Source organism: Mycobacterium colombiense, assembly GCF_001665835.1.
In the GTDB taxonomy this organism is placed as follows: domain Bacteria; phylum Actinomycetota; class Actinomycetes; order Mycobacteriales; family Mycobacteriaceae; genus Mycobacterium; species Mycobacterium colombiense_A.
Window position 1 is genome coordinate 53,084 of sequence record NZ_LZSX01000073.1, and the last position, 12,523, is coordinate 65,606.

Sequence of the window (12,523 nt, forward strand, 5' to 3'; positions counted from 1 at the left end):
GGCATGCAGGAGGTCGAGGAGTTCCGGGCGGAGGTCCGTCAGTGGCTCGCCGACAATCTGGTCGGCGAATTCGCAGCTCTCAAGGGCCTCGGTGGGCCCGGACGCGAGCACGAGGCGTTCGAGGAGCGCCGGGCATGGAACCAGCACCTCGCCGAGGCGGGCCTGACCTGCCTGGGCTGGCCGGTCGAGCACGGCGGCCGCGGGCTGTCCACCGCGCACCGGGTGGCGTTCTACGAGGAGTACGCCAAGGCCGACGCCCCGGACAAGGTCAACCACTTCGGCGAGGAGCTGCTCGGTCCCACGCTGATCGCCTTCGGGACGCCCGAGCAGCAGCAGCGCTTCCTGCCGCGGATTCTCGACGTCACCGAGCTGTGGTGCCAGGGCTATTCGGAGCCCGGCGCCGGCAGTGACCTGGCCAACGTGGCGACCACCGCCGAACTCGACGGCGACGAGTGGGTGATCAACGGCCAGAAGGTGTGGACGTCGTTGGCGCACTGGGCGCAGTGGTGCTTCGTGGTCGCACGCACCCTGAAGGGGTCCAAGCGCCACGCCGGGCTGTCGTATCTGCTGGTGCCGCTGGATCAGCCGGGCGTGGAAGTCCGCCCGATCATCCAGCTGACCGGCGACTCGGAATTCAACGAGGTGTTCTTCGACGACGCCCGCACCGAGGCCGGCCTGGTGGTCGGCGAGCCCGGTGACGGCTGGCGGGTAGCGATGGGGACGCTGACCTTCGAGCGCGGCGTGTCGACGCTGGGACAGCAGATCCGTTACGCCCGTGAGCTTTCCAACCTGGCCGAGCTCGCCCAGCGCACCGGTGCGGCCGACGACCCGTTCATTCGCGAGCGGCTGACCCGGGCGTGGACCGGACTGCGCGCCATGCGCAGCTACGCGCTGGCCACCATGGACGTGGAGCAGCCCGGCCAGGACAACGTGTCGAAGTTGTTGTGGGCCAACTGGCATCGCGATCTGGGCGAGCTGGCCATGGACGTCATCGGCAAGCCGGGACTCACGCTGACCGACGGCGAGTTCGACGAATGGCAGCGGCTGTTCCTGTTCACCCGCGCCGACACCATCTACGGCGGATCCAACGAGATCCAGCGCAACATCATCGCCGAGCGGGTGCTCGGCCTACCCCGAGAGGTCAAAGGATGAGTCTGTCCGAAGCTCCGAAAGAGATTGCCGGACACGGGCTTCTGCAGGGCAAGGTGGTGGTCGTGACCGCGGCCGCGGGCACCGGCATCGGCGCGTCAACGGCACGACGGGCGCTGGCCGAGGGTGCCGACGTGGTGATCTCGGATCACCACGAACGCCGGCTGGGGGAGACCGCCGACGAGCTCGCCGCACTGGGACAGGGCCGGGTCGAAAGCGTGCTGTGCGACGTGACATCCACCGCGCAGATCGATGGGCTGTTCGCGTCGGCCACCGCGCGGATGGGACGCATCGACGTCCTGGTCAACAACGCCGGGCTGGGCGGGCAGACACCGGTGGTCGACATGACCGACGAGGAATGGGACCGCGTCCTGGACGTCACCCTCACGTCGGTGTTTCGCGCCACCCGTGCGGCGCTGCGCTACTTCCGCGAGGCGCCGCACGGCGGGGTGATCGTCAACAACGCCAGTGTCCTGGGCTGGCGGGCCCAGCACTCGCAAGCGCACTATGCCGCCGCCAAGGCGGGCGTGATGGCGCTGACCCGTTGCAGCGCAATCGAAGCCGCGGAGTACGACGTGCGGATCAATGCGGTGTCGCCGAGCATCGCGCGGCACAAGTTCCTGGAGAAGACGTCGTCGTCGGAGTTGCTCGACCGGCTGTCGGCCGGCGAGGCCTTCGGGCGGGCCGCCGAGCCGTGGGAGGTGGCGGCCACGATTGCGTTCCTCGCCAGCGACTACTCCAGCTACCTGACCGGCGAGGTCATCTCGGTGTCCAGCCAGCACCCGTGAGCTGCGACATCGCTGACGTCGTGGTCTCGCTGCGCTGACGCTTGCGGCGGCTCCGGCGACCGGAAACCACACCTCGGTGGCCAAGCAAGCGCTTGGTTGATACGCTGATCGGGTGGACCGAGTGCCCGGTCAGGCCAACAGCCGGCGAGACGAGCTACTGGAGCTTGCCGCGACCATGTTCGCCGAGCGTGGATTGCGTGCCACCACCGTGCGCGACATCGCCGACAGCGCGGGCATCCTGTCCGGCAGCCTGTATCACCACTTCTCCTCCAAGGAGGAGATGGTCGACGAGCTCTTGCGCAGTTTCCTGGATTGGTTGTTCGCGCGCTACCGCGAGATCGTGGAAAGCGAGGCCAATCCGCTGGAGCGGCTCAAAGGATTGTTCATGGTGTCGTTCGAGGCGATCGAGCACCGGCACGCGCAGGTCGTCATCTACCAGGACGAGGCCCAGCGGCTGCTGTCCCAGCCCCGGTTCTCCTACATCGAGGACATGAACCGGCAGCAACGCAAGATGTGGCTCGAGTTGCTCAATCAGGGCGTGGAGGAGGGCTGCTTTCGGCCCGACCTCGACGTCGACCTGATCTACCGCTTCATCCGGGACACCACGTGGGTGTCGGTGCGCTGGTATCAGCCGGGCGGGCCGCTCACCGCGGAGCAGGTCGGCCAGCAATACCTCGCCATCGTTCTCGGCGGAATTACTGCGGAATCAAAGAAGATCGAAGAAGGAGTCTGAAATGCCAGAGGCGTACGTCATCGACGCTGTGCGTACCGCGGTCGGCAAGCGCGGCGGATCACTGGCCGGGGTCCACCCGGTGGATCTGGGTGCCCTGGGCTGGCGCGGACTGCTTGACCGGGTCGACGTCGATCCCGCCGCCGTCGACGACGTGATCGCCGGCTGTGTCGATGCCATCGGCGCGCAGGCCGGCAACATCGCCCGCCTTTCGTGGCTGGCGGCCGGCTATCCCGAAGAGGTTCCCGGCGTCACCGTCGACCGGCAGTGCGGTTCCAGCCAGCAGGCCATTTCCTTTGGGGCGCAGGCTGTTATGTCCGGCACGGCCGACCTGATCGTCGCCGGCGGCGTGCAGAACATGAGCCAGATCCCGATCTCGTCGGCCATGACGGTGGGCGAGCAATTCGGATTCACCTCGCCCACCAACGAGTCCAAGCAGTGGCTGCACCGCTACGGCGACCAGGAGATCTCGCAGTTCCGCGGGTCGGAGCTGATCGCCGAGAAGTGGAACCTGTCTCGCGAGGAGATGGAGCGGTACGCGCTGACCAGTCACGAGCGCGCGTTCGCGGCCATCCGCGGCGGCCACTTCGACAACGAGATCATCACCGTCGAAACGGAATCCGGGCCGTTCCGGGTCGACGAGGGCCCGCGTGAGTCGTCGCTGGAAAAGATGGCCGGCCTCAAGCCGCTGGTCGAAGGGGGCCGGCTGACGGCGGCCATGGCCAGCCAGATCTCCGACGGTGCCAGTGCCGTGCTGCTGGCGTCCGAAAAGGCCGTCAAGGAGCACAATTTGACGCCGCGGGCGCGCATCCACCACATCAGCGCCCGCGCCGCCGACCCGGTCTTCATGCTGACCGGGCCGATCCCGGCGACCCGCTATGCGCTGGACAAGGCCGGGCTGTCCATCGACGACATCGACACCGTGGAGATCAACGAGGCCTTCGCGCCGGTGGTGTTGGCGTGGCTCAAGGAGATCAAGGCCGACCCGGAGAAGGTCAACCCCAACGGCGGCGCGATCGCGCTCGGCCACCCGCTGGGCGCCACCGGCGCCAAGCTGTTCACCACCATGCTCAACGAGCTGGAGCGCATCGGCGGGCGCTACGGCCTGCAGACGATGTGTGAAGGCGGCGGCACGGCCAACGTCACGATCATCGAGCGTCTGTAGCCGTCTGGAAGGCGCGAGCGATCAACCCCGGGTCGGATCGAACTCGAGTACTTGGGTGAGCCGAATGTTGTTGCCGGACGGGTCACGGAAGGAAGTGTCGACGCCGTACGCCTGCCGGGTGGGAGGATCGTTGAATGTAACGCCGCGAGCGGACAATTCGTCGTAAAGAGCTTGGCAATCGTCGGTCTCCAAAAACAAGGTGCCGCCTGCGCCCTTGGCCACCAGTTCGGCCAGTTGTGTGCTGGACCCAGCGTCGAGCATTGGTGGTTTTGGAACGGGCATCAGCACCAGCCCGACGTCATCTTGCCCGACGGGTCCGACGCACAGCCACCGGAAGTTCCACGCCTCCATCGTCACATCCGCTCGGATCTCCCAGCCGAGCGTCTTGGTGTAGAACTCCAGCGCTGCGTCTTGGTCATGCACCCAGAATTGGGCGTTAGCGATCTTGAGCATCGATTCTCCTGACTTTGGTCTGTCGTTTCGAAGCTACGGGGGTCGCGGGTTCGCAGTCTTCTCGAAACGTGCGGTTTAGCGGACGCCCGTAGGCCAGCACGACACAGCGTGGAATCCGCACGTGGTGGTCGGCAGGCGGGAACTTGTCCCGGTACGCCTGCGGCGTGCCGCCGAACATGCGGCGAAAGCTGGTGGTGAACGAGCCGACGCTTTCCCAACCGACGGCGAAGCAAACAGCGGCGACCGTCCAATCGGTTGTGCGAAGCAATGCTGCGGCTCGTTCGAGCCGCCGCGTCAGTAGGTACTGGTGCGGCGACTCGCCGAACGTCTGCTTGAAGCGTCGACTGAAGTGGGCAGGTGATAGGCCTGCGGCCGCGGCCAGATCGGCGACGGAGAGCGGCTCGTGATAATGCGCGTCGACCAGGTCTTTGGCGCGAAGGAGATGCCGGGCTGTTGGTGCAGCTGCCACTTTCATAGTGTGCCGGACCTTCCACAGCTCTTCACGCGGATTGTGAACGTCCCAACGCGGTTTCCCGACGCGATCATGCGTGGGCGACCCCTTACCGGGTTGCCACGACCAGGCCGATGCTGCCCAGGGCGAGCAGCCAACTCGTGAAGCTGCCGACCAGGAAGTACTCGGTCACCTCGTCGATGCCGACGTCGCCGTTGCGGTTTGTTTGAGCGTTCAATTCGGGAAACCGGATGATGCCCTTGGCGGCGACGACGGCGCTGGCCGCGGCCACCTGTCCGCCGACACCGAGGCTCAGGATCAGCAGGCGCTCCATCGGTCCCAGCAGCCTGCCGCCCTTGAGCCGGTCCGAGGGCTGCGGTTCGCCGGCCGGCCGCACCGCGCCCACCGAGCCAAGCACCAAGCGCACCAACTGGTTTGCGGTGGCGAACTGAGCCAGGACCACGCCGACGAGCATCAGCAGGCGGGTTGGCGCAACATGGTCGAGCGGCAGGTGAACCCAGGCCGACCACCGCGCGACAGCGCCGTTGGCCGGCGAGGACCAGCCGGACGACACCGCCAGCAGCGCCAGCGCGCAGCCGAAGACGGCCAACGGTGCGCCCTGCGCGGCGCCGCTGCGCTCGCTTCGCGCGCACAGCCATTCCCAGGCGATAACCGCCGCGGCCGCCAACACGAGCAATGCGATGTCGCCGGCGTGCCACAGGGCCCCCAGCGCCGCGCACGCCAGCACCACGATCGGCCCGATCAACAGCGGCGGCCAGACCGCGCGGGTCGCCCGCCGGCAGAGGTCGGCGACTCCCAGTGCGATGAGAAAGACCGCGATGGCGCTCACGGCAGGCTCCGAAGATACTGGCTGGCAAGGACAACCAGATCCAAGCCATCGCGACTCGCGCGCTGGGACACCGCCGACGGGCTGATGCCCTCGTCGGCGGCGAGCTCCTTTTTGGTCCGGCCTGTCATCAACCCCGTCACAATCCGCAACGATCTTTCATCGAGAGATCCAAGCAGATGGTCCCGACAAATCAGGGCCGCGTTGACCGCGGCGACGTCGTCGCGTGTGTCGCCGTCGGCCCGGAACGTCGTGCGCACCAGCGCGAAGCCCGGCTGCCGCTGGGCCGCTGCGGTCTGCTCGATGGCCTCCCGCGCGGTCCACCAGCCCGGCCCGTCCTGGATTCCCGCGGCGGCATCCAGGATGGCGACCGTGCCCCAGCCGATGCCGAACCGGACGTCGACCTCGGGGCCGACGGCCAGCCGCACCGACAGGGCGGCATCGATCGCGGCACCCACGGTCGGGTAGCTGCCCTGAAACTCGTCGCCGACGGTGAATGCCGGCGGGTCGATGGCGTCGCCGGCGACGTGCCGCAGGGCGCTCGCGAGGGCCCGGTGCAGCTTTGAGCGGTCGGTGGCACGCCGGGAGCCGACGACGTCACCGATGAGCGTCGCGCGCGGTGAAGAAGATGGCTTCATCCGGGCCATGTGAAGATTATAGCTTAATAAAGCAAGACTTTAGCTATACACTTCAATAGGTGGGAGCGGCCGGTTACGGCCCTTCCACCAGCCCGGCTGCCGCTTGCAGGTGTTTGACGGCGTCGCGCACGATCGATTCGATCAGCTCGGCGCACGACGGCAGGTCCTCGAGAATGCCGGCCACCTGTCCGGAAGCCAGCACGCCGGCATCGGTGTTCCCGTCAACCAGGCCTGCCTTCAACAGCATCGGCGTGTTGGCCGCCATCACCACCTGCGACCAGGTCAGCTCCTTGCCGTGGCGCATCGCCAGGCCGTCGCTGATCAGCGACCGCCAGGTCATCTGCGACATGTGCTTGAACTTGGCGGCGTTGCGCACCGCGGCGGTCAGACCCCTGATCGGCGTGCCGTTTTCCAGCTTCTCGACCAGGCCGGTGCGCAGCACCCGGTGCGGCATGCCGTCCACACGCGTCGTGACGACCGTGCCGTCCAGCGCCGACTCCAGGTAACGGCGTTTCACCGCCTCCGGCACGGTCGAATCCGAGGTCAGCAGGAAGCGGGTGCCCATCGCGACGCCGGCGGCGCCGTAGCTCAGCGCGGCCGCAAGGCCGCGCCCGTCGAAGAATCCACCGGCCGCGATCACCGGAATCCCGCTGCCCTGCACCGCGTCCAGCACCGAGGGCAGCAGCAAGGTGGTGGCGACCGGCCCGGTGTGGCCGCCGCCCTCGCCGCCCTGCACGATCATCGCGTCGGCGCCCCAGCTCGCCACCTTGCGGGCGTGCTTGGCCGCTCCGATCGACGGAATCACCACGGCACCAGCCTCTTTCAGCCGGGCGATGAGTTCCTGCTTGGGCGCCAGGGCGAAGGACGCCACCTTGACGCCTTCGCGGATCATCAGGTCGACGCGGTCGCCGGCGTCGGCGGCGTCGGCGCGGATGTTCACGCCGAACGGCTTGTCGGTGGCGGCCTTGACCTTCGCGATGGCCGTGGCCAATTCGTCCAGCGTCATGGTGGCCGAGGCCAGGATGCCCAGCCCACCGGCGTTGGCCGTGGCGGACACCAGCCGGGCACCGGCCACCCAGCCCATCCCGGTCTGGACCACCGGGTGCTCGACACCGACCAGCTCGGTCAGCGGCGTGCGCAGCTTCATACCCACCGCCGACGATGCAGAGCGAAGCGATGAGGAGGAGGCGGAATAGTCATCAACGGATCTCTCTGTCGCGCAGCGCCTTCGGATCGATGACCTCGCGGATCAGGCGCAGCTCGTCGTCGGTCGGCAGCCTGGTCTCTGCGGCGCCGTCCAGGCCGTGCACCTCGAACGAGGTGTTCTCGGCGACCTCGTCGGCCGTGACACCGGGATGCAGGGACACCGCGCGCATCGTGCGGTCCGGCCCGCCGAAGTCGAACACACCGAGGTTGGACACCACCCGATACGTGTTCGCGAAACGGAACGCCGGATTGTCGTTGTCCACGTTGTCCCAACCGATTCCGCAGACGATGTCGACCTTCTCGCAGAACACCCGCTTGGAGTGGTTGCCCACCCAGTAGCTGGTCGCGTGGTTGATGGCGTTGCCGGGCGCACCCCGCACGCCGAACATCTGGCGCTTGGGCTGCTGCAGCGGGCCGAACGCCGAGATGTTCTGATTGCCAAAGCGGTCAACCTGATTGGCGCCCATCACCACGTGCCGCCGGCCCCACGCCAGGGTTTCGAAAACGCGGCCGAACGGCATCCAGCCCTCGACGGGAGCGGACGCGCCCAAGGCCGGGGTCTCGGCCAGCAGCTGCGCCTCGCCGTCGGTCAGCAGGATATCCGGTGAAAAGGTCAACCGCGCCAGTCGCGCGCCGACCGAGGCCATGTTGGTCATCGGGCTGACCATGATCTCGCCTGCGTCCCGGAACAATTCGGCGCAGGCGACCGCGCAGATCTCCGGTCGGGTGATCGCTTCGCCGCTCATGACGAGGCCTCCTCTTTGAAAGCGCGCACGGCCGCCTGGTAGTCCTCTTCGCTGCCCGAGAGGAAGGTCTGCACGAACTGCTGCCAACCCTCGTCCGTCGAGGCGGCCTCGGCGTAGTGCCGCTGAAACTTCTCGTCGCGGCCGTAATCCGGTGCGGCGGTGGTGAAGTGGGCGCCGCCCGGCGCCTCGATCACACCGTCGACCATCATGCGGTTCACCAGCAGCGCCTGCGGGGGGACCGCCTTGACCAATTCCTGGGTGGACACGACGCGCTCCACCGACAGGAAGCGCTTCTCGGCGGCCATCAGGAACAGGTCGTCGAAGTACGGGTCGATTCCCGTGTAGGCCGCATTGCCTTGCGCGTCACCGAGGTTGAGGTGCGCGAACGCGGCATCCAGGCGCAGCGCCGGCATTGCGATCAGGGTCTCGTGCCCACCGCCGGGTGCCGGATACGGGCTGGTCACCGTCTGCAGCTCGCCCTCCCAGAAGTCCAGCACCGAGCTGCCCAGCCCGGCGCGGATCGGCAGGAACGGCAGGCGCTGCGCGGCGGCCTGCAGTCCGCAGCGCAGCATGCCCTCGTCCATCTCCCGGGCCTCGATCGCGCCGTTGGCGCGGGCCTTGGCGAACCAGGGGTCGTAGAAGGGCGGGGAGTCCAGCGAGACGAACCCGTAGTAGACCCGCTTGACCTTGCCGGCCGAGCACAGCAGGCCCACGTCCGGCCCGCCGTAGGTGACCACCGTCAGGTCGGTGATGTCGGTGCGCAGCAGCGCACGCACGAACGCCATCGGCTTGCGCCGCGATCCCCAGCCGCCGATACCGATGGTCATGCCGCTGCGCAATTGCGCGACGGCCTCGTCGAGGGTGGTTCTCTTGTCGGCCACTACTGCTTGCCCTTCTCGGTACCGGCGAACGCGTCACGGTGCTCGTCGGACACCCCGGCGAGATTGAGCTCGAACGTAAAGCCTTGCTCCATGCGGTAACTCGAGTTGACTCGTTGCACGTCGATCAGGTTCAGCGCTTCCTTGGCCGCGCGGATGACGCGGGTGTCCTTGGCGGCGATGTCGCGCGCGACCCGCAGGGCGGCCTCGTCGAGCTCGTCGCGCGGCACCACCTCGTGCACCGAACCGAAGTGGTGCAGGGTGGCGGCGTCGACGGTGGCGGCGGTGAAGAACAGCCGCCGCATCATGTGCTGCGGAACCAGTCGCGACAGGTGCGTCGCCGCGCCGAGCGCGCCGCGCTCCACCTCCGGCAGCCCGAAGGTGGCGTCGTCGGAGGCCACGATGACGTCGGAGTTGCCGACCAACCCGATGCCGCCGCCGACGCAGAACCCGTTGACGGCGGCGACGACGGGCACCGCGCACTCGTAGACCGCGCGGAACGCCGCGAAGCAGCCGCGGTTGGCGTCGATCAGCGCGGTGAATCCCTCGGTGCGCTGCATCTCCTTGATGTCGACCCCGGCGTTGAAGCCGCGGCCCTCGGCGCGCAGGATCACCACGTGGGTGTTGAGATCTTGGCCGGCCGCGGTGATGGTGTCGGCAAGTTCGAACCAGCCGCGCGACGGGATGGCGTTGACGGGCGGGAAGTCGACGGTGACCGCGACGATGCCCGGTTCGGTCGTGGTGGATGTGATGGGCAAGGTGCCACTTCCTTGTGGGGGTAACTACCTAAGCAAGCACTTGCTTGGTACGCTAGCACAGTGACTCGCGCCGAAGCATGCCCCCCATTTGAAGCCATCAACTTGGGGCTGGCCGGGCGGGTGGTTCTCGTCACCGGCGGTGTCCGCGGGGTCGGTGCCGGCATCAGCTCCGTTTTCGCCAGGCAGGGCGCGACCGTCGTCACCTGTGCGCGACGGGCGGTGGACGGATTGCCCTACGAATTCCACTCGTGCGACGTCCGCGACGACGACGCCGTCAAGGGATTGATCGACACCATCGTGGACCGGCACGGGCGACTCGACGTCGTCGTCAACAACGCCGGGGGATCGCCCTATGTGCTGACCGCGGAGTCCAGCGCCAAGTTCAACCGCAAGATCATCGAACTCAATCTGATTGGTGCGCTGTCGGTTTCGCAGCACGCGAACGCTCACATGCAAGCTCAGCAGCAGGGCGGGTCGATCATCAACATCTGCAGCCTCAGCGGCCGCCGGCCGTCTCCCGGAACGGGCGCCTATGGGGCGGCCAAGGCCGGCCTGGAAAGCCTGACGCAGACCCTGGCGGTGGAGTGGGGCCCGAAGGTCCGGGTGAACGCCTGCGTGGTCGGCATGGTGGAGACCGAGCAATCCGAACTGTTCTACGGCGATGCCGACTCCATCGCGGCGATCTCGAAGAATGTGCCACTCGGCCGGCTGGCCGAGCCCGCCGATATCGGTTGGGCCACAGCATTTCTGGCCTCAGACATGGCGTCCTACATCAGCGGGGCCTCGTTGGAGGTGCACGGCGGCGGCGAGCCGCCGCACTATCTGGCCAGCACGAACGCGAGCGCGATCAAGTAGAGGAGACAAAAGCATGGGAGTGGTTGACGGCCGCGTCGTCATCGTCACCGGAGCGGGCGGCGGTATCGGTCGTGCGCATGCGCTGGCCTTCGCCGAAGAAGGCGCACGTGTGGTGGTCAACGACATCGGGGTGGGCCTGGACGGTTCGCCGGCCGGCGGTGGCAGCGCCGCCCAGGGTGTGGTCGACGAAATCGTCGCCGCCGGTGGCGAAGCCGTCGCCGACGGATCCAACATCGCCGACTGGGACCAGGCGGCGAGCCTGATCCAGACCGCCGTCGAAAACTTCGGCGGTCTGGACGTTTTGGTGAACAACGCCGGCATCGTGCGCGACCGGATGATGGCCAACACCAGCGAAGAGGAGTTCGACGCCGTCATCGCAGTGCACCTCAAGGGGCACTTCGCCACGATGCGCCACGCCGCGGCGTACTGGCGGGGACTGTCCAAGGAGGGCAAAACCGTTGACGCCCGGATCATCAACACCAGTTCGGGCGCCGGCCTGCAGGGCAGCGTCGGGCAGGGCAACTACAGCGCCGCCAAGGCGGGCATCGCGGCGATGACGTTGGTCGCCGCCGCCGAGATGGGGCGCTACGGCGTCACCGTCAACGCCATCGCGCCCTCGGCCCGCACCCGCATGACCGAGACGGTGTTCGCCGAGATGATGGCGACGCAGGACCAGGACTTCGACGCCATGGCGCCGGAAAACATTTCACCGCTGGTGGTTTGGTTGGGCAGCGCCGAATCGCGCGACGTCACCGGCAAGGTGTTCGAGGTCGAGGGCGGCAAGATCCGGGTCGCCGAGGGCTGGGCGCACGGGCCGGAGATCGACAAGGGTGCGAGGTGGGATCCCGCGGAACTGGGTCGCGTCGTCGCCGATCTGCTTGCCAAGGCGCGCCGGCCGGTCCCGGTCTACGGCGCCTAGCGCGGCTCGCACACCACCAGCGGGATCACCCGGTCGGCGGTTTCGCGGTACTTGCGATAGGGCGGGTACATCCGCGTCAATCGTGGCCAATACCGTTCGCGCTCAGTATCGGTGGCGTCGCGGGCGATCATCTCCAGGCGTTGGGCGCGGATCTGCACCCGCACGTCGGGATTCTCTTTGAGGTTGAGATACCACCGTGGATCCTCGTCGCGCCCACCGAAGGACGCGGGCAGGATCACCCGCTCGCCGTCGCGCAGGTAGAGCGTCGCGGTGGTCCGCGGCTCGTCGGACTCGCGTCCGGTGGTGGTCAACAAGGCCGCCGGGAACCGCAGCAGCTTGGCGCCGACCTTGCCGTTGGTTCGTCGGTACGCCCAGACATGGGCGCGCGCGAAATACTTGAGCAGCAGCGCAATCGGGCGCGAATTGCGAATCCAGCGGCGGTCGGACATGGTGCCCAGATGATTCCCTGGCTGGGCCAAATGGAAACTTAGGGGTCGCAGATGACGATCGGGATGACCCGATCGGTCCAGGCCCGGTAGTCGTCGAACGAGGGATACATGGCGTCCAGCTTCGGCCAGTACTCGGCGCGTTCCGCCTCGGTGGCATCGCGCGCCTGCAGCTGCAGGACCTCGTCCTTGATCTGCACAGAGACTTTGGGATCGGCCTTGAGGTTGAGGTACCACTGCGGGTGTTTGTCGCTGCCGCCCTTGGAGGCGACCAGGATCACCCGGTTCCCCTCGCGCAGGTAGAGCAGCGGGCTGACCCGCGGTTCGCCGCTCTTGCGGCCCGTCGTGGTGAGCAGCGCGACCGGAGCCTTCTGGAAGGTGTCGCCGAACCGTCCGTTGCTGCGCTGGTAGATCCACGTGTTGCCCTTGGCCATCCACTTGATGATGAAGCTGACCCAGGGCGCATTCAGTGAACGTGGCTTCGGTTTCGGCAT

General features: G+C 67.4%; 16 protein-coding genes. 6 read left to right on the forward strand and 10 right to left on the reverse strand.

The window, feature by feature from the left end:
• Positions 1-3 precede the first annotated feature (3 nt).
• The 4 genes from ipdE1 to fadA6 all read left to right on the forward strand — a co-directional run bounded on the left by ipdE1 (position 4) and on the right by fadA6 (position 3,832).
• The gene (gene ipdE1 / locus A5760_RS15100) at positions 4-1,152 is read left to right on the forward strand and encodes an acyl-CoA dehydrogenase IpdE1 (RefSeq protein ID WP_064882107.1); all 1,149 of its coding nucleotides are present in this window, start codon (positions 4-6) and stop codon (positions 1,150-1,152) included.
• Positions 1,149-1,937, forward strand: a complete 789-nt coding sequence (ipdF, locus tag A5760_RS15105) for a (5R,7aS)-5-hydroxy-7a-methyl-1-oxo-2,3,5,6,7,7a-hexahydro-1H-indene-carboxyl-CoA reductase (protein WP_064882109.1) — start codon at positions 1,149-1,151, stop codon at positions 1,935-1,937. Before ipdE1 ends, ipdF begins: the two co-directional genes overlap by 4 nt.
• Before the next feature lie 112 nt (positions 1,938-2,049).
• Positions 2,050-2,670, forward strand: coding sequence for a TetR family transcriptional regulator KstR2 (kstR2, locus tag A5760_RS15110; RefSeq protein ID WP_064882110.1), 621 nt, complete (start codon positions 2,050-2,052; stop codon positions 2,668-2,670).
• A gap of 1 nt (position 2,671) precedes the next feature.
• Positions 2,672-3,832, forward strand: a complete 1,161-nt coding sequence (gene fadA6, locus A5760_RS15115; protein ID WP_064882112.1) for a steroid 3-ketoacyl-CoA thiolase FadA6 — start codon at positions 2,672-2,674, stop codon at positions 3,830-3,832.
• Positions 3,833-3,853: 21 nt separating this feature from the next.
• On the opposite strand, the gene A5760_RS15120 is transcribed toward fadA6, so the two are convergent.
• The 8 genes from A5760_RS15120 to echA20 form a co-directional block, all read right to left on the reverse strand.
• Positions 3,854-4,285, reverse strand: a complete 432-nt coding sequence (locus A5760_RS15120; RefSeq protein ID WP_064882113.1) for a VOC family protein — start codon at positions 4,283-4,285, stop codon at positions 3,854-3,856.
• Positions 4,269-4,754: an AraC family transcriptional regulator gene (locus A5760_RS26195; RefSeq protein ID WP_331237119.1), complete on the reverse strand. Its 486-nt coding sequence runs from the start codon at positions 4,752-4,754 to the stop codon at positions 4,269-4,271. The genes A5760_RS15120 and A5760_RS26195 overlap by 17 nt, the downstream gene beginning before the upstream one ends.
• A 91-nt stretch (positions 4,755-4,845) precedes the next feature.
• Positions 4,846-5,586, reverse strand: coding sequence for a hypothetical protein (locus tag A5760_RS15125; RefSeq protein ID WP_064882115.1), 741 nt, complete (start codon positions 5,584-5,586; stop codon positions 4,846-4,848).
• The gene (locus A5760_RS15130) at positions 5,583-6,230 is read right to left on the reverse strand and encodes a SatD family protein (protein WP_082279481.1); all 648 of its coding nucleotides are present in this window, start codon (positions 6,228-6,230) and stop codon (positions 5,583-5,585) included. The genes A5760_RS15125 and A5760_RS15130 overlap by 4 nt, the downstream gene beginning before the upstream one ends.
• A 64-nt stretch (positions 6,231-6,294) precedes the next feature.
• Entirely contained in the window at positions 6,295-7,368 is a 1,074-nt protein-coding gene (gene ipdC, locus A5760_RS15135) for a (3aS,4S,5R,7aS)-5-hydroxy-7a-methyl-1-oxo-octahydro-1H-indene-4-carboxyl-CoA dehydrogenase (protein WP_064882117.1), read from the reverse strand.
• Between the two features lie 52 nt (positions 7,369-7,420).
• Positions 7,421-8,173 carry a cholesterol ring-cleaving hydrolase subunit IpdB gene (gene ipdB / locus A5760_RS15140; RefSeq protein ID WP_064882119.1) on the reverse strand — a complete coding sequence of 251 codons (753 nt, stop codon included), beginning with the start codon at positions 8,171-8,173 and terminating at the stop codon, positions 7,421-7,423.
• On the reverse strand, positions 8,170-9,054 hold the full coding sequence (gene ipdA / locus A5760_RS15145; protein ID WP_064882122.1) for a cholesterol ring-cleaving hydrolase subunit IpdA: 885 nt from the start codon (positions 9,052-9,054) through the stop codon (positions 8,170-8,172). Before ipdA ends, ipdB begins: the two co-directional genes overlap by 4 nt.
• Positions 9,054-9,809: a (7aS)-7a-methyl-1,5-dioxo-2,3,5,6,7,7a-hexahydro-1H-indene-carboxyl-CoA hydrolase gene (echA20, locus tag A5760_RS15150; RefSeq protein ID WP_064882124.1), complete on the reverse strand. Its 756-nt coding sequence runs from the start codon at positions 9,807-9,809 to the stop codon at positions 9,054-9,056. The genes ipdA and echA20 overlap by 1 nt, the downstream gene beginning before the upstream one ends.
• A gap of 60 nt (positions 9,810-9,869) precedes the next feature.
• Here echA20 and A5760_RS15155 point away from each other — a divergent pair, with 60 nt between their 5' ends.
• Together A5760_RS15155 and A5760_RS15160 are read left to right on the forward strand one after the other, a co-directional pair.
• Positions 9,870-10,664, forward strand: a complete 795-nt coding sequence (locus tag A5760_RS15155) for an SDR family oxidoreductase (protein ID WP_155764344.1) — start codon at positions 9,870-9,872, stop codon at positions 10,662-10,664.
• 13 nt (positions 10,665-10,677) lie between these two features.
• Positions 10,678-11,583, forward strand: a complete 906-nt coding sequence (locus A5760_RS15160) for an SDR family oxidoreductase (RefSeq protein ID WP_064882128.1) — start codon at positions 10,678-10,680, stop codon at positions 11,581-11,583.
• On the opposite strand, the gene A5760_RS15165 is transcribed toward A5760_RS15160, so the two are convergent.
• The gene (locus tag A5760_RS15165) at positions 11,580-12,032 is read right to left on the reverse strand and encodes a nitroreductase family deazaflavin-dependent oxidoreductase (RefSeq protein WP_064882131.1); all 453 of its coding nucleotides are present in this window, start codon (positions 12,030-12,032) and stop codon (positions 11,580-11,582) included. The two genes, A5760_RS15160 and A5760_RS15165, sit on opposite strands and share 4 nt — an antisense overlap.
• 38 nt (positions 12,033-12,070) lie before the next feature.
• The gene (locus A5760_RS15170) at positions 12,071-12,523 is read right to left on the reverse strand and encodes a nitroreductase family deazaflavin-dependent oxidoreductase (RefSeq protein ID WP_064882133.1); all 453 of its coding nucleotides are present in this window, start codon (positions 12,521-12,523) and stop codon (positions 12,071-12,073) included.

What these genes read in the sequence shown, in the direction of transcription:
- ipdC (WP_064882117.1), bottom strand. Translation starts at nt 7,368, where the DNA reads ATGAAGCTGCGCACGCCGCTGACCGAGCTGGTCGGTGTCGAGCACCCG.
- A5760_RS15165 (WP_064882131.1), bottom strand. Translation starts at nt 12,032, where the DNA reads ATGTCCGACCGCCGCTGGATTCGCAATTCGCGCCCGATTGCGCTGCTG.
- ipdE1 (WP_064882107.1), top strand. Translation starts at nt 4, where the DNA reads ATGCAGGAGGTCGAGGAGTTCCGGGCGGAGGTCCGTCAGTGGCTCGCC.
- fadA6 (WP_064882112.1), top strand. Translation starts at nt 2,672, where the DNA reads ATGCCAGAGGCGTACGTCATCGACGCTGTGCGTACCGCGGTCGGCAAG.
- ipdF (WP_064882109.1), top strand. Translation starts at nt 1,149, where the DNA reads ATGAGTCTGTCCGAAGCTCCGAAAGAGATTGCCGGACACGGGCTTCTG.
- ipdB (WP_064882119.1), bottom strand. Translation starts at nt 8,173, where the DNA reads ATGAGCGGCGAAGCGATCACCCGACCGGAGATCTGCGCGGTCGCCTGC.
- A5760_RS15160 (WP_064882128.1), top strand. Translation starts at nt 10,678, where the DNA reads ATGGGAGTGGTTGACGGCCGCGTCGTCATCGTCACCGGAGCGGGCGGC.
- A5760_RS15120 (WP_064882113.1), bottom strand. Translation starts at nt 4,285, where the DNA reads ATGCTCAAGATCGCTAACGCCCAATTCTGGGTGCATGACCAAGACGCA.
- A5760_RS15130 (WP_082279481.1), bottom strand. Translation starts at nt 6,230, where the DNA reads ATGGCCCGGATGAAGCCATCTTCTTCACCGCGCGCGACGCTCATCGGT.
- A5760_RS15170 (WP_064882133.1), bottom strand. Translation starts at nt 12,523, where the DNA reads ATGCCGAAACCGAAGCCACGTTCACTGAATGCGCCCTGGGTCAGCTTC.